The sequence below is a fragment of the Sedimentitalea todarodis genome (assembly GCF_032595355.1).
Classification (GTDB): domain Bacteria; phylum Pseudomonadota; class Alphaproteobacteria; order Rhodobacterales; family Rhodobacteraceae; genus Sedimentitalea; species Sedimentitalea todarodis.
The window spans coordinates 14,105-40,206 of the sequence record NZ_JASMWN010000018.1 but is presented as its reverse complement, the minus strand read 5'-3'; the positions used below and the strand labels follow the sequence as shown (position 1 = coordinate 40,206).

The 26,102-nt window shown below is 60.9% G+C and carries 24 protein-coding genes; 7 read left to right on the top strand and 17 right to left on the bottom strand.

Annotated elements, in window-relative coordinates; all coding sequences use genetic code 11:
• The first annotated feature begins 58 nt into the window (after positions 1-58).
• The 6 genes from QO231_RS19190 (at position 59) to QO231_RS19165 (ending at position 6,926) form a co-directional block, all read left to right on the top strand.
• The gene (locus QO231_RS19190) at positions 59-1,510 is read left to right on the top strand and encodes an aldehyde dehydrogenase family protein (protein ID WP_316780183.1); all 1,452 of its coding nucleotides are present in this window, start codon (positions 59-61) and stop codon (positions 1,508-1,510) included.
• On the top strand, positions 1,507-2,520 hold the full coding sequence (locus QO231_RS19185; protein ID WP_316780180.1) for a membrane dipeptidase: 1,014 nt from the start codon (positions 1,507-1,509) through the stop codon (positions 2,518-2,520). The genes QO231_RS19190 and QO231_RS19185 overlap by 4 nt, the downstream gene beginning before the upstream one ends.
• A gap of 37 nt (positions 2,521-2,557) precedes the next feature.
• Positions 2,558-4,105 (top strand): BCCT family transporter, encoded by a 1,548-nt coding sequence (locus QO231_RS19180; RefSeq protein WP_316780175.1) that lies wholly within the window; start codon positions 2,558-2,560, stop codon positions 4,103-4,105.
• 74 nt (positions 4,106-4,179) lie between these two features.
• A complete protein-coding gene (locus QO231_RS19175) occupies positions 4,180-5,856 on the top strand; it encodes a hypothetical protein (protein WP_316780172.1) in 1,677 nt (558 codons plus the stop codon).
• A complete protein-coding gene (locus tag QO231_RS19170; RefSeq protein WP_316780170.1) occupies positions 5,853-6,560 on the top strand; it encodes a DUF3726 domain-containing protein in 708 nt (235 codons plus the stop codon). Before QO231_RS19175 ends, QO231_RS19170 begins: the two co-directional genes overlap by 4 nt.
• Before the next feature lie 12 nt (positions 6,561-6,572).
• Positions 6,573-6,926 (top strand): RidA family protein, encoded by a 354-nt coding sequence (locus tag QO231_RS19165; RefSeq protein ID WP_316780168.1) that lies wholly within the window; start codon positions 6,573-6,575, stop codon positions 6,924-6,926.
• Positions 6,927-6,967: 41 nt separating this feature from the next.
• Here the strand turns inward: QO231_RS19165 and QO231_RS19160 are convergent, their stop codons facing one another.
• The 11 genes from QO231_RS19160 to QO231_RS19110 form a co-directional block, all read right to left on the bottom strand.
• Positions 6,968-7,765 (bottom strand): hypothetical protein, encoded by a 798-nt coding sequence (locus QO231_RS19160; protein ID WP_316780166.1) that lies wholly within the window; start codon positions 7,763-7,765, stop codon positions 6,968-6,970.
• The gene (locus QO231_RS19155; protein ID WP_316780163.1) at positions 7,749-9,476 is read right to left on the bottom strand and encodes a thiamine pyrophosphate-binding protein; all 1,728 of its coding nucleotides are present in this window, start codon (positions 9,474-9,476) and stop codon (positions 7,749-7,751) included. Before QO231_RS19155 ends, QO231_RS19160 begins: the two co-directional genes overlap by 17 nt.
• A 12-nt stretch (positions 9,477-9,488) precedes the next feature.
• Positions 9,489-10,790, bottom strand: a complete 1,302-nt coding sequence (locus tag QO231_RS19150) for a TRAP transporter large permease (RefSeq protein WP_316780160.1) — start codon at positions 10,788-10,790, stop codon at positions 9,489-9,491.
• Entirely contained in the window at positions 10,787-11,302 is a 516-nt protein-coding gene (locus QO231_RS19145; RefSeq protein WP_316780157.1) for a TRAP transporter small permease, read from the bottom strand. Before QO231_RS19145 ends, QO231_RS19150 begins: the two co-directional genes overlap by 4 nt.
• A 51-nt stretch (positions 11,303-11,353) precedes the next feature.
• Positions 11,354-12,376 carry a DctP family TRAP transporter solute-binding subunit gene (locus QO231_RS19140; RefSeq protein WP_316780155.1) on the bottom strand — a complete coding sequence of 341 codons (1,023 nt, stop codon included), beginning with the start codon at positions 12,374-12,376 and terminating at the stop codon, positions 11,354-11,356.
• A gap of 43 nt (positions 12,377-12,419) precedes the next feature.
• The gene (locus QO231_RS19135; RefSeq protein WP_316780152.1) at positions 12,420-13,406 is read right to left on the bottom strand and encodes an alpha-ketoacid dehydrogenase subunit beta; all 987 of its coding nucleotides are present in this window, start codon (positions 13,404-13,406) and stop codon (positions 12,420-12,422) included.
• A complete protein-coding gene (locus QO231_RS19130; protein WP_316780150.1) occupies positions 13,406-14,401 on the bottom strand; it encodes a thiamine pyrophosphate-dependent dehydrogenase E1 component subunit alpha in 996 nt (331 codons plus the stop codon). The genes QO231_RS19135 and QO231_RS19130 overlap by 1 nt, the downstream gene beginning before the upstream one ends.
• Positions 14,394-15,158, bottom strand: coding sequence for an IclR family transcriptional regulator (locus tag QO231_RS19125; RefSeq protein ID WP_316780147.1), 765 nt, complete (start codon positions 15,156-15,158; stop codon positions 14,394-14,396). Before QO231_RS19125 ends, QO231_RS19130 begins: the two co-directional genes overlap by 8 nt.
• 777 nt (positions 15,159-15,935) lie before the next feature.
• Entirely contained in the window at positions 15,936-16,814 is an 879-nt protein-coding gene (locus QO231_RS19120; RefSeq protein WP_316780144.1) for a hypothetical protein, read from the bottom strand.
• Positions 16,815-17,113: 299 nt separating this feature from the next.
• The gene (locus QO231_RS19115; RefSeq protein WP_316780141.1) at positions 17,114-18,145 is read right to left on the bottom strand and encodes an SDR family NAD(P)-dependent oxidoreductase; all 1,032 of its coding nucleotides are present in this window, start codon (positions 18,143-18,145) and stop codon (positions 17,114-17,116) included.
• Between the two features lie 148 nt (positions 18,146-18,293).
• Positions 18,294-19,370: an OmpA family protein gene (locus QO231_RS19110; RefSeq protein WP_316780139.1), complete on the bottom strand. Its 1,077-nt coding sequence runs from the start codon at positions 19,368-19,370 to the stop codon at positions 18,294-18,296.
• A 205-nt stretch (positions 19,371-19,575) separates the two neighbouring features.
• Here QO231_RS19110 and QO231_RS19105 point away from each other — a divergent pair, with 205 nt between their 5' ends.
• The gene (locus QO231_RS19105) at positions 19,576-21,054 is read left to right on the top strand and encodes a caspase family protein (RefSeq protein WP_316780136.1); all 1,479 of its coding nucleotides are present in this window, start codon (positions 19,576-19,578) and stop codon (positions 21,052-21,054) included.
• Positions 21,055-21,064: 10 nt separating this feature from the next.
• On the opposite strand, the gene QO231_RS19100 is transcribed toward QO231_RS19105, so the two are convergent.
• The 6 genes from QO231_RS19100 to QO231_RS19075 are packed head-to-tail and all read right to left on the bottom strand — an operon-like array spanning position 21,065 to position 26,063.
• Positions 21,065-22,534 (bottom strand): DUF4384 domain-containing protein, encoded by a 1,470-nt coding sequence (locus tag QO231_RS19100; RefSeq protein WP_316780135.1) that lies wholly within the window; start codon positions 22,532-22,534, stop codon positions 21,065-21,067.
• Positions 22,531-22,947 carry an ExbD/TolR family protein gene (locus QO231_RS19095; protein WP_316780132.1) on the bottom strand — a complete coding sequence of 139 codons (417 nt, stop codon included), beginning with the start codon at positions 22,945-22,947 and terminating at the stop codon, positions 22,531-22,533. Before QO231_RS19095 ends, QO231_RS19100 begins: the two co-directional genes overlap by 4 nt.
• Positions 22,944-23,366, bottom strand: coding sequence for an ExbD/TolR family protein (locus QO231_RS19090; RefSeq protein ID WP_316780130.1), 423 nt, complete (start codon positions 23,364-23,366; stop codon positions 22,944-22,946). The genes QO231_RS19095 and QO231_RS19090 overlap by 4 nt, the downstream gene beginning before the upstream one ends.
• Before the next feature lie 21 nt (positions 23,367-23,387).
• Positions 23,388-24,011: a MotA/TolQ/ExbB proton channel family protein gene (locus tag QO231_RS19085; protein WP_316780127.1), complete on the bottom strand. Its 624-nt coding sequence runs from the start codon at positions 24,009-24,011 to the stop codon at positions 23,388-23,390.
• A gap of 3 nt (positions 24,012-24,014) precedes the next feature.
• A complete protein-coding gene (locus tag QO231_RS19080; RefSeq protein WP_394356633.1) occupies positions 24,015-24,440 on the bottom strand; it encodes a hypothetical protein in 426 nt (141 codons plus the stop codon).
• Between the two features lie 39 nt (positions 24,441-24,479).
• Positions 24,480-26,063 carry a hypothetical protein gene (locus QO231_RS19075; RefSeq protein WP_316780124.1) on the bottom strand — a complete coding sequence of 528 codons (1,584 nt, stop codon included), beginning with the start codon at positions 26,061-26,063 and terminating at the stop codon, positions 24,480-24,482.
• Positions 26,064-26,102: the final 39 nt, after the last annotated feature.

Here is a 26,102-nt window from a genome sequence, read left to right as displayed (position 1 = left end):
GATTGATTGAAATCAAACTCGATGTCTATGGTCACCACAACCAAGAAGGGGCGATTCTATGACCAACCGGACCGAAATCTATGTCGATGGCGCTTGGCAGGCAGGCGTTTCGACCATCGAAAACCGCAACCCGTCCGATATCAGCGATGTGATCGGCCTGTACGCGCAGGCCAGCGCAGATCAGCTTGATATGGCGCTGGATGCCGCGCGCCGCGCGCAACCGATCTGGTGGGCTGCCGGGGTGCAAAAGCGCCATGATGTCTTGATGGCAATCGGCACCGAACTGATGGCGCGCGCCGAAGAGATCGGACGCATGGTCGCCCGCGAAGAAGGCAAGCCGATGGCCGAGGGCAAGGGTGAAGTGTACCGCGCGGGACAGTTCTTTACCTATTTCGCCGCCGAAGTGCTGCGCAACCAGGGCGATCTGGCGGAAAGCGTGCGCCCCGGTATCGAGATTGATGTGCGCCGCGAGCCTGTGGGTGTGGTGGCGATCATCAGCCCGTGGAACTTCCCTGTGGCGACGCCTGCGTGGAAAATCGCGCCAGCGCTGGCCTTTGGCAATGCCGTGGTCTGGAAACCGGCCAATGTAACACCGGCCAGCGCCGTTGCCCTGACCGAGATCATTGCCCGCCAGGACATCCCAAAGGGGTTGTTCAACCTGGTGAGCGGTGCCGGACGCGAAGTCGGCCAGCGCCTTGTTGAAAGCCGTGGTGTAGACGCCATCAGCTTTACCGGGTCGGTTCCCGTCGGACGCGGCATTGCGGCCTCGGCAATCGTCAACATGACCAAGGTGCAGATGGAGATGGGATCAAAGAACCCGATGCTGATTATGGACGACGCCGATCTCGATCTGGCCGTCGCCCATGCGGCAGGTTCGGCCTTTGGGGGCACCGGCCAGAAATGCACCGCCGCCAGCAGGCTGATCGTCCACGAGGCGATCCATGACGCCTTTGTCGAAAAGCTGGTTGCTGCCGCGCAGGCATTGAAGGTTGGCCATGCGCTCGAAGATGGCACCCAGATCGGCCCCGTGGTCAGCGAAAGCCAGCTCAACCAGAACCTCGACTATGTCGGGATCGGCAAATCTGAAGGTGCCGAGCTGTTGTGCGGTGGTGATCGGCTGGAACGCCCGACCGAAGGATACTACATGGCGCCCGCCGTCTTTGCCGGCACCCGGAACGACATGCGCATCAACCGCGAAGAGATGTTCGCGCCGATCACCTGCGTGATGAAAGCGGGCAGCTATGACGAAGCCCTCTCAATCGCCAATGACACCGAATTCGGACTGACCGCCGGGATCATGACACGCTCGCTGGCGCGGGCCTCGCATTTCCGTGCGTCGATGCGTGCTGGCTGTGTGATGGTCAACCTGCCGACGGCGGGCACCGACTATCATGTGCCGTTTGGCGGTCGGGGGTCATCGTCCTTTGGTCCGCGTGAACAGGGCCGCTATGCCGCCGAATTCTACACCTCGGTGAAAACAGCCTATGTTGCTGCGGGAACACCTCAATGAGCATGCTGATTGACGGGCTGCAATATGCCAACTGGTCCGAAAAGATATTTCGCCAGATGAGAGCAGGGGGCGTGGACGCAGTTCACGTCACCATCACCTATCACGAGACCTTTCGCGAGACAGTTCTGCAGATCGAGAAATGGAACCGCTGGTTCGAGCAGTTCCCCGACCTGATCTTTCAGGGCCGGACGGCCGCCGATGTCACGCTGGCGCGCGCAACCGGGCGCACGGCGATCTTTTTCGGCTCGCAGAATCCATCCTGCATCGAGGACGATATCGGCCTGGTCGAGATCATGCACACGCTTGGACTGCGGTTCATGCAGCTGACCTACAACAACCAGTCGCTGCTGGCGACCGGTTGTTACGAAGCCGAAGACATCGGCCTGACGCGCATGGGCAAGGAAGTTGTGCGCGAGATGAACCGCGTCGGACTGGTGGTGGATATGAGCCATTCAGGCAGTCGCTCGACCTTTCACGCAATCGAGCATTCGTCGCGCCCCATCGCCATCACGCACGCAAATCCGCACAGCTGGCACCCGGCGCTGCGCAACAAATCCGACGATCTGCTGCGTGCGCTTGGCGAAAGTGGTGGGATGCTGGGATTCTCGGTCTATCCGCACCACCTCAAGGACGGCACTGCCTGCACTGTGCAGAGTTTCGCGGACATGATCGCGCGGACCATCGACCTGATGGGCGAAGATCATGTCGGGATTGGCACCGACCTGTGCCAGGACCAACCGGATTCCATCGTCGAATGGATGCGAACCGGCCGCTGGAGCAAGACCGTGGACTTTGGCGAAGGCAGTGCAGATGCGCCCGGCTTTCCCGAGATGCCCAGCTGGTTTCACGACAACCGCGACTTCGGGAGCATCGCCGACGGCCTTCGGGTCACCGGGATGGGAGACGCGGTGATTGCAAAGGTCATGGGCGACAACTGGCTGACCTTTTTTGAAAAGAGCTTTGGCCCGCAAGATGCCGCCGGCAAGAGGAACGACCGCGCTGCGGAATGACCCGCGCGGAAACATAATATCGATCAGGGAGGAAACCATGACCGACACACCCGATACGACGGCCCAAGCCGGATGGCTTGCGAACGTCAACAAACCGCTGTTTGCCGCGACTGGCGGCTTCATCATATTGTTCTGCCTGCTGGCGCTGGTCAGCATCGACACGCTTTCGGCGATGGTCGATTGGGGCTTTAACTTTTCGGCGACTTATTTCGGCCTCTACTGGCAGGTCCTGCTGTTGTCGACCTTTCTCATCGGTCTGGTGCTCTGCATTCTGCCGGGTGGCAAGACGGTGATGGGTGGCCTCGCCACGCCCGAGTTTAACGCGTTCCAGTGGGGCTCGATGATCATGTGTACCTTGCTGGCCGGTGGTGGCGTGTTCTGGGCTGCAGGCGAGCCGATTGCCCACTATCTGTCCTCCCCGCCATTGTTCGGTGACCTGAGCGCCGATCCGCAGGCCGGTGCCTATGCCGCGCTGGCGCAAAGCTATCTGCACTGGGGTTTTCTGGCCTGGGCAATCCTAGGATCGCTGACCACCGTGATGCTGATGCACTATCACTATGACAAGGGCTTGCCACTGGCACCGCGCACCCTGTTGTATCCGGTGTTCGGAGATCGTGCGATCCATGGCCCGATCGGTCTGATTGCCGATGCCTGTTGCATCATTGCGGTCGTCGCCGGAACGGTTGGCCCGATCGGCTTTCTCGGATTGCAGATGTCCTATGGTCTGAACGCGCTGTTTGGCATTCCTGACAGTTTTGCAACCCAGACCGTCGTGATCCTGTTTCTTGCGGGCATCTACACGATCTCGGCAATCTCGGGTCTGTCAAAAGGCATTCAGCTGCTGTCCCAGGTCAACGTGATCCTGGCCTTCGTCTTGCTTGCCTTCATGCTGGTTGCCGGGCCGACGTTCTTTATCTTTGACGGCTTTGCGGGTGGCATGGGTGTTTACCTGTCGAACTTCTTTGATTTGTCGTTGTACCGTGGCGAGGCGGGTCTCTTTGGCGAACCCGGCTGGCTGGGCTGGTGGACCGTGTTCTTTTGGGGCTGGTTCATGGGCTATGGTCCGCTGATGGCAATCTTTATTGCCCGCGTCAGCCGCGGCCGTTCGATCCGTTCGATCATCATCATGCTCTCGCTGATTGCACCGATCGTGACGAACTTCTGGTTCACCATCATCGGCGGTTCGGGCATCGCGTTCGAGCAATTGACTGCGGGCACGATTTCGGGACCGTTCGAAGGCTTCAACCTGCCCGCCGGGTTGCTGGCGATCACCCAGGCGATGCCCATGGGCTTCCTGCTGTCCGTGCTGTTCCTGGTGTTGACGCTGATCTTTGTGGCCACCACCAGCGACTCGATGAGCTATGTCATCGCCACATCGATGTCGTCGGGTGAACCTTCGGTACCGCTGCGCAGCTTCTGGGGCATCATGATGGGTATCATGGCCCTGATCCTGATCTCGACCGGTGCCGGTGGTATCGGCAAGCTGCAGAGCTTTATCGTGATCACGGCGGTCCCGGTTTCGCTGATCCTGCTGCCATCGCTTTGGGATGCGTTGCGCATTACCCTGGTTTTGGGTCGCAAGTAGGCTATCCTCGGACGCGGGCGATTTGAATTGCCCGCGTCTGCACCCTCGATCCCGTCAACAGGAAGGCTCATCCAATGATCGGCGCCACCCTCAAATCAAATCCCGAGACAGAGAAATTCCGCCGCAGCCCCGCCACGGTCATGACCCTTGCACGTATGGGCAGCGCCCACCCGACACGGCTTTCGTTCCTGCGCCACCTGCTGCGCCGCATGACCGGTGGCGACTGGCGCTTTGAACGGTCGGTCTGGCAGATGGACGACAAGGGCGTCGGGCGCGCAGTCTATCGCGCCATCGGCCCGGAGCGGACCTATAGCCTCGTGGCCTTTGCCCATGACCTGCCGCCGGAGATGCGGTCGGACCGGGTCATCGCAACCGCATGGGACGCGACATTCACGCTGTTTGACGGCACGCCGGACGCTGCCGATCTTGATCGGCTCGAGGCCAATGTTCCGCTTCAGGAGGCCGGCCGCATCAGCCCGCGCGAACTGTCGCTGAGTCGGGCCAACCGATCGGTGCGCCTGTTTTCCCATGTTGTCGAGTGCCTTGCCGCAGGCCAGCAGCCTGACATTGCCGAGATTGATGCGGTGGGCTATCTGATGCGGACCACGGCGGTTTACGGGTCAGGCAAGTTTGGTGCCTCCGACTATGCCCTTGTTGCCGACCGTGCGGAACTGTCGATCCCGTTTCAGGCCGAAATGCTGTCGGTCTGGCTGACCCGCCAGTTCACCATCGACATTGTAGAGCACATGGCGCGAGTCCGGGGTGGCGACGCTGCTGTTCCGTTGGACTCCGCGATCAAACACGCGTTGGGTGTCGGCAATTCCACCGGTCTGGGCATGGCGCCGTATCTGGTGCGCCACCCGGTTCTGCTGAACAACTGGATGATGGCGCGCGAAGAAGCGCTGGCCCGTGTCCGCGCCCAGCCTGACGCAACGCCCGACGCCGTTGCCGGGCTGAAGGCAGCGGTCCAGGCCGCCCGTGAGAACGCCGCGTACTGGCGATCGGAGCATCCGATCCAGATCGGAAAGCTGTCCGCCTTGCGCAACGATCTGGAAACCGTCGACACCCATCTTTCGGCATGGCCGATGACCGAAGATCACCCTTGGGATGCGCTTTGGACCTGGGGGGAGGGCACCCTGTCGCTTGAAGGACAGGAAGCCCTGCTTGCCGCGATGCTGGAGCCGCATGGTGAACTGGTGGATGATCTGTGCAGCGGCATGAGTGCCAATGAAACGGCCAGTTTCGCCATCGACGGGACGATGAAAGTCGGCACACTGCGGCGGGTTCTGGAAGACCGCTATGATTGGGCACTCTGCATCGACTTTGCCGATCCGGCCAATTGCGCGCGCTTCTGGTATGTCTCCGAGGAAAAGCTGGAACCGCGTCTGGGCAACCGGAACACCGAGTTTGGACAGGACCTGGAGCAACCGCTTTGCACCGGACGTCTGGCGCAGGAGTTGCACGTGGCACTGGCCGATTGGAACGAAGAGCAATTGGTTGCGGAATTCCTGCTCGCCAACCCGGATCAGCGGTATATGACCCGCCGGGCGCAGCGGTGCGGAACCTATCCCTATAGCGAAGTGCGCGACAACCTGATTGCCGACACCACGCTGCCGATCGATCTGATGCGGTGCAAGCTTGCGTTCTTTGGGGCCAGCCGGTTTGATCCGAGATCGGACAAATGGGTTCGCATCAGCCTGTTTCAGGATCAGGTCTATCCCAGCGATCTGAACTGGAGGGTTGTGCAATGACACAGACGCCGAACGATCCGACCATGTCGGGCAGCCCGGTAGAGACCGTCGCGGGCGGCGCGCTCTCCTGTGCCGAGATCGAGGCGCTTTCGCTCAAGGCCGCGCGCGGTGCTGGGCTCAGCTGGGGCATGGCTGAGGAAGCCGGCTATGCGGCAACCTGGCTGGAGGTTCGCGGGCTTGATGGCGCATCCACGCTGCTGGCTCTGCTTGACCTCTACGGCGACGGCGATCTCGCATCCCTGTCACCCGATGTGGACGACCGCATCTGGCGGGCAAAGGGCGCGCATCTCTGCCCGCTGGCAGCAGGGACCGCGCTTTCGGATTTCAGGGGTCTTGGACAAGCTGATATTGCGTCGGGACCACTTTCTATCACCAACGTGGCGCATCCTCTGCTGCTGCTGCCGTTCGTGCACGCGCTTGCGAACGCCACCGGCACCGCTGTGCATCTGACCTCGGAAGGCGACACCTGTTCCGTGGACCCAACTGGCGCAGTGTGGGGAGACATTGCCGCCTGTTCGGACCGCCGCGATCTGACGCTGTCGAGCGAAGCCGTTCCACAGGATCCCGTCACCCCGTCCAAAACCGCCTGCATCATCGACAAGGATACCCTTCGTCGCCTGCAGGACTACGCACTGCGCACCACTGTCCCGGCGTCGGATGCGTCGCGCGCGGGGGCGGGTGCGGCCACCACTGACAATGACTGACTGGAGACAGCAATGACAATCACACGCCACGCCCCCGGCCCCCGCATGAGTGCGGCGGCACAGATTGGCGACATCATATTTCTCGCCGGGCAGGTGCCGGACGATCTCACGGCAGATGTTGCCACCCAGACCCGGCAGGTGCTGGCCAATATTGACCGGGTGCTCGGTGAATTGGGGTGTACCAAGGCTGATCTTGCATCGGTTCAGGTCTGGCTCAATGATATTGGCGATATCGGCACGATGAACGAGGTTTGGGATCAATGGGTCGACCGCGACAATCCTCCGGCGCGTGCGACCGGCGGTGTGCGGTTGGCGCGCGCTGGCATGGCCGTGGAAATGATCGCGATTGCCCGCGCGCGCAAATAGAGGCTGATCAAGCGCCCGCGTGCTTTGCGGCGCGGGTTCGATTACTGCGTCAGGGCCAGTGCGATCAGATCTCGCGCTGGCATCCCCGCTCTTGCGCCGCTTGCGGCAGCGGTGTCATTCAACGCCGAAATGATCCCATCCTGCCATGTGGACCGGGCCTCTCCGATCCGTGCAGAACTGGCCGCGACGGTCGCCGCAGCGATACTTCGATCCTGCAACACCGGCAGGCGCGATGTGGCCGTCCCGCCAGCGTCATTGAACAGCGCGAGATACCCATCTGCCTTGAGCGCATTGGCAGGATCGCTGCCAAACAGCGCCCCATGCGAGCCGGTAACAATCACATGACCGGCGTCGTCGGGAACCACGAGGCTGGCGGAATCGACGAGGATCAACCGGCGCGTGGCCTGTGGCGGGGTGATCTCGTCCCGGCCTTCCCGCACCTCGGGGCAGCTGCCCATTGGCATTTCCGCGGCCTGAAGGAGCTCTCCCGCCGCGCGACACGGCATCCCGGCGGTGACGCCATGTGCTGCGGCAGGCGCGTTGGCATGGGAAATGATGCCACGCCCAAGTACCTGTGTGGCCTGGCCAATGGCGGCGCTGGTATGATCGACCGCCGCCGCCGCCATACCCTGCGCGGCGAGCCAGTCCAGCCCGCCAATCCCGGCGCGATCCAATCCGACGCCGGCGTCGTGAAAGATCGCGGCGCGTACATCGGCCTTACAGGCGAGATAGGCGGCATAGATCCCGCCGTGTGAGCCGGTGACAACGACCCGACCCACGCAGTCGGGGCCGAGTTTCGAAACGCTGTCAGCCAGAAACGTATCAGGCAATCCGGTCACCCTTGTTCACCTTGACGGCGCGGCTGTCTGCGGCGGGCAGCATCTTGCCTGCATCGCGCGTGACCACCACGTCGAGCACCGCAGGACGCCCGGTTTCCCCCAATGCCTGTTGCAGTGCCCCGGCGAACGCATCGGGTGTTTCCACACGCAGCCCGAGACAGCCCATCGCATCCGCGACCTTGGCATAGTTGGTCTCTTCCAGATCCGACGACTGGTAATTGCCCGCGCCATACATCAGGTGCTGCAACGCCTTGACGTATCCCGAGGCGGCGTTGTTCACGACGATGATCGTGGGAGCGATGCCCAATCGACGCGCGGTTTCGATCTCGCCCAGAACCATGTTGAACCCGCCATCGCCGGTGATTGCCACCACGGCGCGCTCCGGTGCCGCCATGCAGGCCCCGATTGCGCCGGGCAGACCGTAGCCGATCGAGGCAAACCCCCGGTCTGGCACAAACCCCCGTCCGGCGCGGCGGCTGTCATACATCAAACCGCCCCAATGCGCGGCAAAACCACCATCTGCGATCAGGATGGCATCGTCGGGCAGGTGCTGGTTCAATTCGCCCACCATCCGGCCCATGGATACCGGCACCTCGTCGCTTTCAAGCCGGGGACGGGCCATCTCGCGCCATTCATCCATTCGGGTCACGACGTCATCGCACCACGTCTGGCGCGCATCAGGTATTGCCTGATCTTCCAGAGCATCGGCAAGATCGCGCAGCCCTTCGCGCGCGTCACCCCAGAGTGGCAGTTCGGGGGCATAGGTCCGCCCGATTTCTTCGGCGACGCAATCCAGATGGATCATCGTCTTGCCGGGTGCCGGAACCGTGTACCGCTTGGTGGCGATTTCGCCCAGCTTGCAACCCACGACCAGCAGGCAATCGCTGTCTTCGATCAGGCCGTTGGCGATGCGGTCATAACGGCCGAACAACCCGGCGGAGAGTGGGCTGGTGCAGGCGATCGCGCCCTTGCCGCTCATGGTGTGGGCAACCGGGATCTGCGCGCTTTCGGCCAGTTCGGCTAAGACTTCGGCAGCTTGCGAAATGTGCACGCCGCCACCTGCCAGGATCAGCGGGCGTTCCGCCGCGGACAGCATCGCGGCGGCCCGTGCCAGCGCTTCGGCCTCGGGCCGACAGCGCAGGGCCGGGGCGGATTGATAGCGCGGGTCGCAGTCGAAATCCGCGTCGTCAAACCCGTGGGTGCCGTGACAGACATCCTCGGGCACGATCAGAACCACCGGCCCTGGTCGGCCTGTGGTCGCAACCTGAAAGGCCCGGCGCAGCAATTCGGGGATGCGGTGCACCGCCTCGACACGGATCACCTCTTTGGAGGCAGGGCGCAGGATGTCGGCCTGATTGGTCTCCTGCGTCATGTTCTTCCAACTGTGGTCGCGGTGCGTGTCTCCCACGATGGCGACGATGGGCGAGCCCGCGTTCAGCGCCTCGACCAGCCCGGTCACAAGGTTCGTGGCCCCTGGCCCGAGCGTGGCGTCGACCAACCCTACGCGACCGGACACCTTGGCATAGGCATCGGCGGCAAAGGTTCCGCAGCGTTCGTCGTTGATCAGATGGTGGTTCAGCCCCAGACGACGCGCCGCATCATAGAAGGGCAACAGCTGAAAGCCCCCCATGCCGAATATCGGCCCGGCTTCGTGCGCCAGCAGGGTACGGGCGAGGGCTTCGCCTCCGGTCATTTCATTGGAGTCTGTCATGTCGTCCTCGGATCAGGTGATGCGATAGCCCAGCAGCCGGGGCAGCCAGAGCGCGATTTCGGGAAATATGATGATGAGGGCCAGCGCTACGGCCATCGCCAACAGCAGCCAGCCGACCCAGCGAAAGGTGGATTCCAGCGGCACGCCGGCGATCTTGGCCGTGACCATCAGGTTGACGGCGACCGGGGGCGTGAACTGGCCCATGGCGATGTTGATGGCCATGACCACGCCGAACCAGACGTAGGACCACTCAAAGGCGTTGATGATCGGGATCAGCAGTGGCAGCGTGATCAGATAGATTGATACCCCGTCAAGCACCATGCCCGCCAACAGCAGGACCGCCATGACCAGGAACAGGATGACCCACTGGTTGTCGCTGACCCCAAGGATCAGTTCGGCTGTGGCGGAAAAGGCGCCCATGGTCGATCCGGCCCATGCGAACAGGCCCGCAAGCGACAGGATCAGCATCAGCACACCTGATATCTTGGCGCTTTCGGCCAGCACGTCATAGACGTCGCGCCAGCCCATCGTGCGATAGAGGACGGTGCCGACGAACAACCCGTAGAACACCGCGACAACTGCAGTCTCTGTCGGGGTGAACAGGCCAGAGCGCAGCCCCCCCAGAATGATCACCGGCGCCATCAGGCCGGGCAGGGCGCGGCGCAGGCTGGGCCAGAAAGGCGGGCGCTCGGGCTGTTCATCCGCGCCGAAATCATTGCGTCGGCTCAGGATCAACGTCGGCACGGCCACGGCAAGACCCAGCAGCAGGCCAGGGATCATGCCTGCGGCGAAAAGGGCGCGCAGGTCCAGGCCCGGAATGATCACCGAGTAGACGATCATCGCGATAGACGGCGGGATCAGGATCGCGGTCGAGGCACTGGCCGCAATGACACTGGCAGTGAACGGACGGGGATAACCGGCCTTGACCATCGAGGGCAGCATCACGGTGGCAACCGCGGCGGCATCGGCAGGTCCGGAGCCGGACATGCCGCCCATGATCATGCAGACGAGAATAGCCACAAGCGCCAGGCCGCCCCGGCGTGGCCCGATCATCGATTGCGCGAATTCAACCAGCCGCGCCGCAACGCCCGAGCGTTCGAACATGGCCCCGGTCAGGATGAAGAGCGGGATCGCGATCAATGGATACTTGGCCACCGCAGCATAGGTATTGGGGCCGATCATGCCAAGCGCGGCTGCGTCCAATCCCAGCCAGACACCGACGGCCCCCCCCAACCCGAGAGCGACGGCGATCGGGGTGCCGATGATCATCAGCCCGACAAAGACCGTCAGCAGCAGAACATTGGCAAGTATCATGCCGCGCGGGCCTTGCGGTACCTGGCCCAGGCCCGTCCCGACACCCGCAACAGAATGGCGATGCAAAGGATCGGCATCCAGATGGTATAGATCCAGGACGGGTTGCCGAGCCCCGGCGTGGTCTCCTCCCATTTCCATTCGGAATAGGTGACACGCGCGCCATAATAGACAATCAGCGAAAACATCAGGGTGGTGGCCAAAAGGGTGATCCCCTCGCAAACGCGCTGCAAGAGCGGCGGCATACGGTCGAGGAAAAACGTGATGCGGATGTGTTCGTTCCCGGCAAAGGCCGCCGAGGCCCCGACGAAGGTCATGAAGACCAGCAGGAAGACCGAGTATTCTTCGGTGAAGGCAAACGACACGTTGGTGGCATATCGTGCGATCACGTTTGCGAAGGAAACCAGACAGATCAGCGCCATTGCCGCCGCGCCGAGCGCTTCTTCAATCCGGACCGGCACGATGGTGTGTTCGGTTCCGGTATCTGCTTCGTGTTCGTGTTCTTGCTGCTCCATGCCCCGTCCTCCCTTGTAGCCGGGCCCCGTCAGGCCCGGCGGTCCGCGACATCAGCGGTTGGCGACGGATTGCTCGGCCATGTCGACAAGATCCGGGCCGATCTTTACTTTCCAGGCGTCATAGACCGGACGAGTCACATCGACAAAGGCCTGACGTTCTTCGTCGGTCAGTGTGACCACTTCAACCCCATGTCCTCTGATATCATCGATCAGAGTCTGGTCGCCACCTGTCAGCCCTTTGCGCGCGACCTCGACACCATAGGCACCGGCATCCACAGCCGCCTGGCGAAGAATGTCCTGATCTTCGGGCGTAAAGCTCTCCCAGACCGCCGGATTGACCACAAAGATCAGCGGGTCAGCGACGTAGCCCCAAAGGGTCACGTTGGTCTGGCCCAGTTCATGCATGTTCAGCACCGAATAGATCGTCAGCGGATTTTCCTGACCGTCGACCGCGCCGGTGGTCAATGCCGGTTGTGCATCGGCCCAGCTCATCTGGGTCGGGTTTGCGCCCATTGCGGTGAACATGTCGTTGTAGATCGGGGATCCGACGACGCGCAGTTTCAACCCCTTCATGTCGGCAGGCGAGCGGATCGGGGTTTTCGAGTTTGTCACCTCGCGGAACCCGTTTTCGGCCCAGGCCAGAGGAACCGCGCCCTTTGCCTCGATGATCTCGAAAATCTTCTCGCCCACCGGTCCCTGCGTCAGCGAATCCAAGGCTGCGTAGTCTGGCATCAGGAACGGCAAGCTGAACAGGTTGAGTTCGACAATCTGCGGCGACCAGTTGATGGTCGAGCCGACTGCCATGTCGATCACGCCCTGGCGGATCGCGGTGAATTCACGGGTTTGGTCACCCTGCACAAGTTGCACACCGGGATAGATTTTCAGGTTGATCCGTCCGTCCGTCCGCTCGGCCGTCAGTTCCGCCCATTTCTCGGCGGCAATGCCCCAGGGAAACGGCGCAGGCACCACGGTCGAGACGCGGTATTCGTCCTTGTAATCCTGCGCATGGGCACCCGTGGTCCCTAGCGTGGCCAAAGCCGCACCAGCGGCGATCATGGTCTTGAGAAATTGCAATGTCAGTCCTCCCGTTCATGTCGTGGCGGCACAGGCCGCCGGTTCAGTCCGCAGGGCAGGGCGACATTAGGCCCTGCACCGCGTCAATGATGGCTTGGTCGCTGACCCGCGCACGATCCTCCAGCACGGGGGCATAGGCGATGGGAATGCGGGGCGCACCCAGTCGGCGCACCGGTGCCTTGAGGTCGTGATGCAGCGCCTCGGCCACACTGGCGGCGATTTCCGCGCCAAAGCCCGATACGCTCACCGCCTCTTGCACGACGAGCAAGCGGCCGGTGCGCTTGATCGAGGCAAAGACGGCGTCACGGTCCCAGGGCCAGAGGGTGCGCAAATCGATGACTTCGACCTCGATCCCTTTTGTCGCAAGTGACTCTGCGGCGCGCAGGCAACCGTGGCGCATGCCCGACCATGTCACGATGGTCGCGGCGTCTCCGGCGCGCGCGATGTCAGCCTTGCCGAGCGGCACAAGATGTTCGCCATTTGACAGGTCACCTTCCAGCGCCCAGAGGTTCTTGTGTTCGAGATAGACCACTGGATCATCGCTGCGGATCGCGGATTTGAGCAGCCCCAGATTGTCTGCGGGCGTCGCGGCGGCGACCACCACCAGACCGGGAATATGCGTGTACCACGATTCCAGCGACTGCGAATGTTGGGCTGCCGAGGACCGCCACATGCCGATCGGCTCGCGCACCACCATCGGCACCCGCATCTGGCCACCGAACATGAACCGCGCCTTGGCCGCCTGATTGACCAGTTCGTCGACCGCGCAGAGGGCAAAGTCCGAGAACCGCATTTCGACGATTGGCCTCGTGCCGGCCATTGCGGCCCCGACAGCGGCCCCCATGATGCAGGCCTCGGAGATCGGTGTATCGGCAATCCTGTCGGCCCCGAACATCTCTTGCAGGCCCCGGTACTGGCCAAAGACGCCGCCCCGGCCCAGATCCTCGCCCAGTGCCCAGACCGCTGTGTCGCGCTCCATTTCTTCAAGGACCGCACGACGGCCAGCATTCAGGTAGGTGTCACTTGCCATCAGAATGCCCTCTCGCGCGGATCGCCCATATCCTGAACATCGGAATAGGCGGCCATCGGATCGGGCCAATCGGTCGCTTGCGCTTGGGCGGCGATGGCGTTCATTTCCTCCACGGCCCGATCGTGGGCGACTTGAAGGTCGGCCTTGTCCATGCCGGCCAGTGCCAGTGCCGTGGCCAACCGGGTGATGGGGCAGTTGCCGCGTTGGGCCTCGACCTCTTCCGCCGGGCGATAGGTGGCGGGATCGACAGCGGTATGCCCGGCGATCCGATAGGTGCGGCAGTGCAGCAGCATCGGCCCCTTTCCGGCGCGGATGTCGGCAATGGCGCTGCGGGCGGCCGCATCCACGGCGAGGACGTCGTTGCCATCCAAATCGACTGCTGGAATGCCAATGCTCTCGGCACGTGCCGCCGCACCGGCTCCTCCGGTCATCTCTCGGGTGCGGGTGGTAGCCGAGAATCCGTTGTCTTCGCAGACAAACAGAACCGGCAAATCGAACACCCGCGCCCAGTTGAGCCCCTCCAGAAACGGACCACGGTTGATCGCGCCGTCGCCGAAAATGCAGGTTACGATCTGGTGCGAGCCCTGCAGCTTCAACCCATGTGCGGCGCCGGTCGCAATCGGAATGTTCGCGCCGACAACTCCGTTGGCGCCCAGCATACCCACCCCGAAGTCGGCGATGTGCATCGACCCGCCCTTGCCGCCACAGGTCCCGCCTGCGCGGCCAAACAGCTCGCGCATCATTGCCAGGGGATCCGCGCCTTTCGCCAGCGTGTGGCCATGGCCACGATGGGTCGACAACATCAGGTCGGCGGGTTGCAGGTTGCCACAGACACCCGCCGCAACGGCCTCTTGTCCGATTGACGGGTGAATCGCCCCCAGAACCAGCCCGTCCTTCTGGGCGGCAATCGCGGCCTCTTCAAAGGCTCGGATTCGATGCATCAGGGATAGCACCGCACCAAAGCGCTCGCGATCAAGGTTGTGTGCGTTATCCATCGGCACCTGTCGTCCTTTCGGTATTTCGTCGCCCAAGGGCGCGTGATTCAGCATGCAGCAGCGCGACCAGTTTGGCGCGGCGTGGGTCCTGCATACGATCGCGGATGGCGGCAATGGACAGCGCGGCGATGACCCTGCCCGAGTCATCCAACACCGGCACCCCGACGGCATTCATCGCATTGACGATATGTCCGTCATTGAAGGAATATCCGTCCCGGCGCGTGGCCGCGATCATCGCTCTGAGCGCTGCGTCGCCAAAGCGTTCAAAACACTTGCGCTCGGGTTTGCTGCTTTCAAGCACCCTGTTGATTTCTTCGTCCCGTTCAAAGGCCAGCAGAGCCAGTGACCCCGCCCCCACGCCGAGCGGACGTCGGTCTCCGACTGACAGGGTCAGCGAGCGGATGGGATAGGACCCGGTGCGGCGGTCGGCGCATAGTGCCTGATCACTGTCGCGCACGGACAGGAAAACCGTATCACCCGTCGCTGCGGCAAGTCGGTCCAGTACGGTTCTGGCCTGATCCAACAGATGAAATCGACGCGCCGACATCCCCAATTCGAACAGACCGTAGCCAAGGCGATACCGCTTGGCATCGCCGTCGTATTCGACATAGCCAACTGCGCCGAGCGCACCCAGCAACCGCAACACGGTGCTTTTGCCCAGCTCGGTTGCCTCGGCGACATCAGACAGACGAATTCCATGAGAATCCGCGCCGGACAGCGCCCGCAGGACCGCTGCGGCCCGGTCAATGGTTTGCATCGCTGGCATCTTGCGTTTCAGATTCCCCATTGTCCCGCCGGATTTGTTCCGCCAGAATTTCACTGAGTGAAACTTATATCTTATCTGAATGGAACAATACTTTTCCGTCTCTGACAAGAGACTCATTGCCCAGACGGTGGCAAGTCTTGTTCTGATGCAGGAAACGATTCTGACCATACTCTGGTCGTAACGGGTCGGCGGGCGTCTGTTTCCCACGACAGATACCACCGCGATGTACTCAAACATTCCTTCGGAATTGCGCACTGCGGCTGGCTGGGGGCCTGAAAATCAGGAACCGAACGAAGGATCTTGAAATTGCTATGCGCTCAGCGGCGTTGCGCTAGCCACCACTGAAGACAAAGCTTATGACGTCTGGGGCGGGCTGATGATCCACATGTATTGATAGGGGCCAGCGTTTCTGCGCGGTGCTGGCATCAATATCGACTCAAAGCTGATCCTCGCTCGGGTTGGTTTCTGCCACAGGCAGAGTCACGAGCAGATCGCTGACTGGGTGCAGCGCGATTTTAGGGCATCCAAGCCCCGCGTCTTTCGCAAGGCAAGATCGGTGTTTGCAGCCTGGAACCGGGCAGGCAAGAATCGTGCGACTGGTGAGCAGTCGTTTTCGGCGGCGCGGATCAGGTGTCGGTCTTGGCAGTGCCAGTCTTTACGTGCCGGGGCTTTGACGCTCACTGCACAAGCCTGTGGCAATTGCGACCGCAAGGGGAGGTCTTGAGAGCCAAAGTGAGACACGCCCCGAACGGCGATTGCTGTTGGGTTCTAGCTGACAGGAAAGGTGTCCGATGTCTTTGCACCGTTGTTCACCGTCGTAACCGTACAGGACAAGACGTTGCCTGCCATAGATGGATCAACAACATAGCTCGGGTCCCGCTCGCCGGATATGACCTTGCCATTTCTGCGCCAGCGGATACGGGCGATCTCGTCCTCGGGCACGAACCAGACAACCTCTGCGGTCACCGTGCTGCCAATCGTCGCGATGCCGTTTTGCAGGCCGCCGATATCCACGTTGAACGGCTCATCGCCAATTGTAACGACAAAGTCCTGTGTCACGGTCCCGCCGCTGTTGGAGGCGGAAACAGAGACGGAACCGGATTGCACACCGCCATTCGTGGCGACGGTTGCAAGGCCGCTGTTCGCAACGATCTGCAGCCCGGACAAATCGCCCGCAAGCGCATAGGTCAGGTTTTCACCGGCAAATCCGCTGTCCGTCGCAACGTTGACATCACCGCTCCCTGCCAGAACGTTCAGGTCGTCAAGCGGTGTTTGGATTGTCGGGGGGGCAAACCGGACGGCATATGCCGCACCAGCCATGGTGGGGTAGGTGTCGGACGGGAACGCGACCGGATAGACGGCGTCCAGATCATCCTGAACGCCCGGAACATACGTCGCATCGGTTGCGCCGGGAATGTCCCCCTGGCTGTTTCGCCATTGCCACGCGATGGTCGCAGGCGCGGCACCGGAAAACCCCTGTGCTGACGCAACAAGTTGCACGCCAATCTCGGCGGTTGGCCCGTAGGTCGGGTTGTCGCTCAAACCGGAGATGAACACCGAATACGACGCCTGATCGGTTTCAGCGACGCTCCCGCTGAAACGGCCTGCGTGAAACCGACCGGCTTGGAATCTGTTGCTCGGTTCCATGATCAAACTCCGCCAATAGGTTTGCGGATCTCTGAAACTGCGAGCGAGGCGGCTTCAGCGGCACCCTTGAGAGATTTTAGGTTGCGGGGTCTGGCCATCACTGGCTCCTTTCGGTCCGAGATTGGAAAACGGGTCTGAATTCGGGAACCGAATAGGACAGATATTGACCAATTACGGTGAATGGAGCGTACGTTGCAGGGCCTCTACTGCGCGCGAGCCGGTTGTTTTTTGGATTGGTAAGGACCGCTCATCCGATCAGAAGAGATCGATGCGAACCAGAGGCAGACATGTATCAGACATCAAGACCGGGCGTAGTCGCGATACCAGTCAACGAACGCCCGAAGACCATCGCGATAGTCGGTCTGCGGCGAATATCCGGTCAGCGCATGCAACAGATCGGCATTCGCCCAGGTGGCTGCGACGTCACCCTTCTGCATGCCCATGTAGTTTCGCTCTGCCTTGACCCCCAGTGCGTCTTCAAGGGCTTCGATGAAGTCCAGCAAGCGCACCTTTTGGGAGTTTCCGATATTCACAATGCGGTAAGGGGCGACGGGTGACAGGCTGTCTCCGGCTTTGATGTCCTCGGGGTTGTCCGGCCGCACGGGTGGCACATCAATCAACAGGCGAATTCCGCGCACAAGATCATCGACATAGGTAAAGTCGCGGTACATGTCCCCATGATTATAGATGTCGATCGGCCGGCCGTTCAGGATGGCCTCCGTGAATTTGAAATAGGCCAGATCCGGACGTCCCCACGGCCCGTAGACTGTAAAGAAACGGAACATTGTCGTCGGGATGTTCCAGAGATGCGCATAGGAATGCGCCATGCTTTCATTGGCTTTCTTGGTCGCGGCATAGATCGTCAGTTGCAAATCGGCCTTGTCGGTTTCGCGAAACGGCATGTCATCGTTTGCGCCGTAGATCGAGGAGGTCGAAGCCATCAACAGATGCCGGACCTGCTGGTTCCTCGCGGCCTCCATCACATTGAAGGTGCCGATGATATTGCTCTCGATGTACGTGCGTGGGGCCTCCAGAGAGTACCGCACACCCGCTTGTGCGGCCAAGTGAACGATCACGTCCGGCCGGAAGCCGGTCGTCACCTGCTCGACGGTTTTGTTGTTTTCCAAGAGGGCTTCGGTGGCGGTGAAGTTCGGGTCCTGCAGGAGAATCTGATGCCGGCGCTGTTTGAGCGTGACATCATAATATTCTGTCATCCCGTCACAGCCATGGACGCGAAAGCCCTCGGCCAGCAACAGACGCGCCAGATGGAAGCCGATGAACCCGGCGCTGCCGGTCACCAGAACCCGGGGTTTGTCGATTTGAGCGGTCATCCGGGAAAGCCTCTGACTGATCGGGGGAGAACGACGAAGATCACATGTTCCGTCAGGGTGCTTACATCACGTGAAGCCACGCGTATTCAAGTCGCTTTCCCCGCCAATCCAGAGGTTAAGCCGACACCCGCGGAACCAGCCTGGCCGCTCAGTTGATAACCGAAAATTCGATTCGACGGTTCCTGGCCTTGTTCTCGCGCGATGTGTTCGCGACCAAAGGCTGTGTCTCACCATATCCGCTGGCCTTCATCCGTGATGCCGGAATGCCCTTGGATTGCAGATAAGTCGCAACGGAGGCCGCCCGCCGCTCGCTCAGCCGCTGGTTCGCGACGTCACTTCCGTCGGAATCCGTGTGCCCAGCGACTTCGATCGCAAGATCAGGGCACCGCTTCACAATGTCATAGAGATTGTCGAGCAACGGAATACTCTTGCTGTCGAGCTTGGCGTTACCGGTCGTGAAATAGATGCTGCCGGTGCGCGAGAGGATTTCAAACCGTCCGACACAGGCGTCGCGATCAAGGTTTCCCTTGGTTTCGAGCGCGGCGGAACCGGGCGCTACCGCGTTGGTCAGTGTCGCCATATCCGGGGGCGTGCCGGGGCTTGAGCGGTCGAACACAAAGTCAAAGCTGACGATCCCGAGCGGCGCGATATCCACGTTCGCCGCGTCCTGCAATTTTTGGCGACCGGCCTCAAGGTTATGTTCTGCCAAGGTGACGGCAATGGGTGTGGTGGTCGAGACCGCCACACGGTCATTGTTGATCAGGGTGACGGCGATCTCGGCGGTCTTGGTGACCGTTACGCCGTGCACGGCAGCGGTGTATTCCACTTCGATCATCTTGCGCCGGGTCGTGTGAAGATCGGTCAACTGTGCCGGGTCAAGATCAACGGTGATGGTCGCCTCGGGGTGCAGAAAGGTTTCAAAGAACAGAAACCGCATCCGCACGTTGCGCAAATCCACTTTGGTATCGACCGAATCCATCAGCACGCGGACCTGGGCCTTGCCCTCTTGCGTAATCAGGCCGCTGATCGTCGCGAATTTGTTGGTTTCGGCAAGATTGCCCTTCTTGATGGACATGAACCGCAATTCAGAGGCCGCGGTGTCAAGCGTCCAGCCATTCTCGAACGGATCTGTGCTTTGTGCGTCAACGCCAGGTGCGGCGCTCAGCATGACCCAGATGCCCAGTAGACAGGTACCAAGTGTGTTGCGGGCAAATTGGAGTATCATGGCAGTCCTTGCTTGCTCGAAAGTTAACAAAATCTAAACGGTTGGATGGCACTGAGATCAGAGTAACAGGAAACTTGCACCCTTGAAGGAGAAAAGCGATAGTTCTATTGAAAATGCATGATTAAAGGCGCATTCGCGAATTTGACACGGCGAAATCGCCAGATAATCCTCTCCGGAATTCCGGTGCCGAAACAGGAAGATATCATTGCCCTTGCGCATTGTTTTTAGAGTCTGCTGTCTGTTGCTCTTGTTTGTTGCCGCGCCTGTCCTGGCGCAGGAACGACTGGCGCTTGTCGTTGGGAATTCGGACTACGAAACAGTTTCGCCGCTTGACAATCCGTCACATGACGCGCGCCTCATCGCGGAAGCGCTCGAGGGGCTCGAGTTCAAGGTGACGCTCTTGCTCGATAGCGATCAATCCGAGATGAAGCGCGGAATTTCCCAGTTCGGTCGCGATCTGCGAAAGGCCGGGTCGGACGCGACTGGCCTGTTCTACTACGCGGGCCACGGCGTACAGTCTTATGGCACCAACTATCTATTGCCGGTCGATGTTGCGCTCGAAGATGCCGCTGATCTGGACCTGATGGCGGTCGAGGCGCAGTCCGTGCTGCGGCAGATGTTTTCTGCTCGGAACAAGACGAACATCATGATCCTCGATGCCTGCCGCAATAACCCATTCATCGACATTCCGGAGTTCAACGACAACGGTCTTGCCGAAATGCAGGCCCCAACCGGAACGTTTCTGGCCTATGCAACGGCGCCCGGCGGTGTCGCGTTGGACGGTCTGGAAGACAACAGCCCGTTCACACAGGCGCTTGCGTCCAAGATAACCACCCCGGGTCTGCGTATCGAACAGATGTTCAAGAAGGTGCGCATCGATGTCATCGACAAGACCAATGGTCAGCAGACGCCGTGGGATTCATCATCATTGACCAGCGACTTTGTCTTTGCCGAAGAGACACCAATGACGCCCGCGCAATTGCAGGAACTGCAATTGTGGAACTCGGTCCAGTCTTCGGGCGATCCGGTTCAGATCATGCTGTTTCTGCGCGGCTACCCGGACGGAACCTTTGCCGGCGATGCGCGCGCGCTCCTGTCTGTCCTGATGGAACGGGAGCTTTCGGAGCCAGAGGCGGTGAAACCTTCGACAGTTGCAAGAGGTCCGTCTGAAGAAGAACAGAAGATGTTCGAAATGGCGCAAGCTGCGGCAACGATCGACTCGTATCAAGCCTATCTTGATGCCTATCCAGAAGGTGTTTTTGCCGAATTCGCAAGCGGCGAGGTGCTCGCGCTTCAGGAAAAGGCGGGTCATGATCCCCAGGGCGAGGGCGTGACGCCCGAACCTGAAGTTGCGGCAGCGCCGGTTCCGAAAGCGCCCGCAGCTCCATCCGGGCCCATCACTTTCGAGACGGCGGTGGTATCCGAATTGCCGACGGTTTCGGGGCGTTCCATTGCTGATCTCATCAAGATGTCACCTCTCTATCCGCCGGTCGAAGGCCTGCCCGAGGCGTATTGGAAAGATCAAACCTGTTCGAACTGCCATCAATGGACCCAGGATCGACTCTGCACTCAGGCGGGGGCCTATATGAGCGCGAACATGGAACGCTCGCTTGACAAGAAACATCCGTTTGGGGGCGCGTTGAAGCGACATTTGAAAGACTGGGCCGAAGCAGGGTGCAAGTAACGCCCCTGGGTCAGTCGGCGGATGTCGTGACAAAGAAATAGACCCATTCCCCTTTGAAGTCTGGGTTGTTCTGCCGGGCTGTTGCCACTTTGCCTTTGAGCCACTCGAGATAGGCCGCCGCCGGTTCGATCAATGGGCGCGGTGTATCATAAAGCGGGACCGAGGCAGCAAAGGCTGCGGAAATCTCCTGCCCATAGGGCGGACCGACAAAAATCTGCAGGCCGTCGTCTTCGGGTGAACGTGCTCCGACACGGACGTCGGATTTCGCGGGGACCATCCGCTGTGCGATCTGGTCGTTCGGAGACAGGTGCAACACGTTTCCGTCCGCATCAAAATAGTCGACATAGATGTAGGCATCATAATCGGGTGCGGTAAGATTGAAATACAGCCGCTCCTCCCTGACGAAATTCAGCGCCCTGACATGGGTGTCCGCTCCGACCAGCAGCGGGTTGGTCAACTGGTCGGTTGATTGTGGCAGGCCAACATTCGAGATTCCCGCCAGGGCGCCACATTGCGGACGTGGCAGGATCAGGATGTGATCCGAGAGAGTGATATCGGTGCCCATCTGTGTCTGCAACGCCTTCAGCACCGGGGTGCGCAGGCCATCTTCCGGGATATGCCCGTTGACGCGAAGCATCGCGGTCGTCGGGTCAAATTCGACCTGCAGTCGCGAACAGGGCACCTGCGCCAAAAGATCTGATACGGCATCACGCACCGTTGTTCCCTGTGACGGTGCGTCCTCCGGGTGGACAAAGCTCTGAAAAGCGGCGACCGATGCCGGATCGACTTCACCGTCATCAGCACCGGAGTAGGCGAGTGCAGCCGTCATTTTTTCCGGTTCCGACAGTATCGGCGCAGCGCGCTGCAAAGGCGGCGATATGGGCGTTACCGGATCGGCATTGCCAGATGCCTGCGGGAGCGCCATCGCGGTGCGCTTTGCCGTGCCGATTGCAGTTGCCGCCGCCGCAACAGTTGGCAGGCTGATATCATCGGGAACGTTGCTTTGCAGTGCGTTCGACGAAACAGGCCGCACGACCGGAGCGGGGCGGGCGGACACTGTGCGGTCTGGAAGCATCATACCCTGTGTTTGCGCCGATCCGAGCCTGTTTGGTTCGGGTTGCGCCGGGGTCTGGGTCGCGGAGGACGGCCGTACCGATCCAAGCGTGACGTGCGGTGGGGGCTGCTCCGAGAGTCGTGCCGGAACGGGCCGTCTTGCAACGGCCTGTGAACGAGGAATGTGCCCTGCGTCCACCGTGGGGCTGTTCGGTTCAGCGGCGTCGGCTGCGTCAGCTTCTGGCTGCTGTTCGACCGCACGGTCACGATTGAGTTGATGGGCCTGCACGTCGAGCACGCTTTGCGGCGACTGCTGTTGTTCCACAGGCTCCGGGCGCATGGCAACCAACAGGGCGGTTCCAATCGCCGCGTTTGCCAGTGCCGATGCACAGATCCCGACAGCCCAAATGCCAAGTCCGCCCGTCACGGTCCCGCCTGTCGTGTTTCCGGCGTGACGACCAATACGACATCGCCAACACCCAGGGTTTCGGCCAGGCCAACGAGCGGCAATACATGGCGCAATTCGGCGTCGCGATGTGCGTTGATCTGCAAACGGAGATCACGGTCAGCTGCCAGCGCCCCGGTAATCAGACCCTCAAGCTCAGATCGCTCAATTGAAACACTGTCCATCGCAAGACTCCCGTCCTGCGCGACGGCCAGTGTCGCGCCTCCTGCAGGCATGTCTTGGCCACTGCTTGCCAATGGTGGCGAGACTTCAAATGGTGCGGTGGCATCCATGCGGCCGATCAACATGAAAAACACCAGCAGAAAAAACACCACGTCGATCAGCGCGATCATGGTCTCGGACTGCGTGTTTCGGGTCGGGCGATTCAGCTTCATGGCCGCGCTTCCAGCCTGATGACCTGCAACCGTTCGACGCCTGCACGTGTGGCGATATCCATAACGGATATCAGCGATTGCGTCGTCGCCGCGCCCGAGGGCAGCAGCAGGACCTGAGTAAGGGGGTTTGCTTTGACGCGCTCACGCAACAGCGTAGCAAACGCTTCCGGTGCAAGTGGCTTGCCGTTGAGAACCGGAGCGCCATCCGCCGCCAACCGGATCAGAACAGTTTCGCCATTCGGGTTCTGTTGGCGGCCTGCCCGGTCCTGTTGCTTGACCGCCGGGATCATGTCGAGGTTCAGATAGGTGGATGTGACCATGAAGAAGACCAGCAAAATCAGCATGACGTCGATCATCGGCACCAGCGAGATCAGCGGACCGGTCCGCCGCGCGCGTCTCAATGCCAGTTCGTTTGCCATGTGGCCGACTTCTCCTGACAGTCAGATATCCGGGTTCTCCTCGGCCAGCATCAACTGGCCGACCGCGCTTTCAATGGATTGCGCCGCGCCGTCTATCCGGGCGGACAAGAGGCCTGCCCCGACCGCCGCCGGGATCGCGACCAGCAAGCCCGCCGCCGTCGTCAGCAACGCCTGCCAGATACCACCCGCCAGAACCGATGCGTTTGCGGCACCCTGTGCCAGTTCCAGTTCCTGAAACGACTGGATCATGCCCAGCACCGTGCCCAGAAGCCCGAGCAGGGGCGAGATCATGGCAATCAGTTCCAGGAGTCGGATCAGACCGTTCATCCGTGACACTTCATCGTTGCCGCGCCGGGTGAGTTCCGCCAGCAGAACAGGCCCCGAAAACCCGCCTGACAGCGCCTGCATGGCATAGCTCGTAACCCGGTCCGCCGGTGAACGGCCCGCCGCCACTGCCGCTTGTGCCTCTTGCCGTTCACCGCTCCGCCACCTGTCAAAGGCGTCGCCACGCATGGCCGCGCCAGAGCGGCTGTGCCAGAGTTGCAGTGTCTTGATCACGATGACCGCCCATGACAGCAGCGACAGCAGCGCCAGCACCACCATGATCGGGCCGCCAGCGCCGAGGTCTTCAAACGACGTTGGCATCGCCTATTTGACCAGCACAGCATTGGCCTTGCTGTTCAGGTCAAGGATCGGAAAACAATCCATTTCGTCTTCGTTCTGCTGTTTGCATGATGTCATTTCATGCAGCAGGATTTCAGAGATGTTGGCGCAGGTCATATCCGGAATTTCAAACAGTTTCAGAGTCGTGCGCGCAACCGGCAGGGGTGCCGCGTCTATCGACAGGAGCCGGTCGATGATCCCGTTCTTGTCCATGATGGCGAGTGACATCTCAAAGCCGTCAAAGCTTGATGCGGTTTCATTCCGAAACAGAAAGAACGCCCGGCAACCGCCACCATCGATCTCTTCGACCTTGTTCAACTCCACAGTCATCCGCCCGGTCTCCGCCAGGCCCGGCAAAGTTCCGGCAAGCATCAGGGCAGCCGCAGCCAACAGGGTCTTTCGCGGGGTCATGTTCGCCTCCGTTTGATGTCAAGATCCGCAGTGCTCAGGTCAGGCCGCCAGGGCCGCACTCACCTGTTGCAGCGAGTTGAGCGCCGTGCTTCGGATACTGGTTTTCACAAATCCGTTGTCGTCAACGGCCTTGAAGAATTCAGAGTCCAGAACACCCCTGTAGGTCTCCACGATCTGCATTGCGTCGCCTTTCAGGGCGTCGCGGCTTTCCGCGTCTTTTGCGTCGGCCATCTTTTGCAGGGTCTGTTCGAGATTCGTGTCGATATCGGCAACATAATCGAACAGCACCTTCGATTTGGAAGCCACCTCTTCCATGCCCTCGACGTCCCTGGTCGCGTCGTCGATCGCGGATTTCAGGCCCTCGATCTCCTCTTTTATCCCCAGGCGGGTTTCGATCCAGGCCACACGCAGCTTCACCAGCCCTTCGGGTGTGATGTCAGCAGCCTCTTGCGCCGCCGCGGTGGTTTCCATCGTGGCTGCCTGCTTGAGCAGCTCAGCGGTCTTCGCCGCGGCCTTCAAGGCGCTTGCATAGTTACCATCCGCAGCCTGATCCTTGGCATAGTCAAAGGTCCGATTGATCGCCGCGAGATCGCCGCGCTTGTCCTGCATCGTCTTGTCGACGGCGGGTTGCAGGCGTGCCAACGCGGTTTCCCATTTTTTTGCGTCGCCGTCTGCAGCGGTCGCGTCGGTCGCGGCGGCCAGCGTCTTGTTGACGGCGTTTTCGATCTTGCCCAGTATCGCGTCCGCGGCGTCATGGTTGCGCTCTTTGATGTTCTGCGCAGCGCTGGACAACGCGGTCATCAGTTTGCCCTTTGCAGGTTCTGCAATGGCGGAAATCGTTTCCTGCAGCGCCTTTGCCCGGGCCGCCAGTGCGCGAAAATCCGGTTGGGGTGCGGTGGCAACCTCTGCTGCTTCGGTGTCCGCTGCCGGGGCCACGTCTTGACCCAGCTTGGCGACAGCGTTCTCCAGGGCGGTAACCGTCTTGTCTGCCTGTTCGAATGCGGAAGATTTTATCTGTGCGACCGCGCCTGTCATCACCTTTTTCAGCTTGTCCGCCACATCTCCACCAGCGGCGGCGATAGCGGGCTGCAGGGCTTTCAGGCGCGCTGCCAACGCTGCGGCATCAACCGGGGCCTCTTCGGTGTCTGCCGGTGCGTCTTCGGCGGGAGCGGAATCCCCGGCCTGATCCTCGCTCGTGGCGGCCGGCTCCTCTTCGGTTGCGGCTGCTGCCGGATCCGCTTGGGTATCCTCCATCGTGGGATCTGCGGGCAAATCTTCCACATCGCTTTCCAGCGTGTTGCCGTCGGCGTCGAGGATCACCACATTGACCAGCGTTTTCTGGGTCTTCAGGTACTTCTTGACGGTCTTCGCCATCTGCGGGACCGTCCGCCCGCAGGTCATCTCCATGACGCGCCCCTTGACCTCGAAGGTGCCGAACGCGACCTTCTTGCCGGTGCCTTCTTTTCGGGCAAGCTTGCCAAGCATCTCAGGGCCCTTGCGGCGGTCGATCAGAAACGTGTGTTCGTTCTTTGATCCGGGGCAAAAGGCAAACGACAGAGCCTTCTTCTTTCCGAGCTTCACCATCTTTTTCAGCTCGGCGCCTTCGAGTTTCAGATCTGCCATGGTCTTGAACCCTCTATCAATCGTGGAAATTCAATTGAC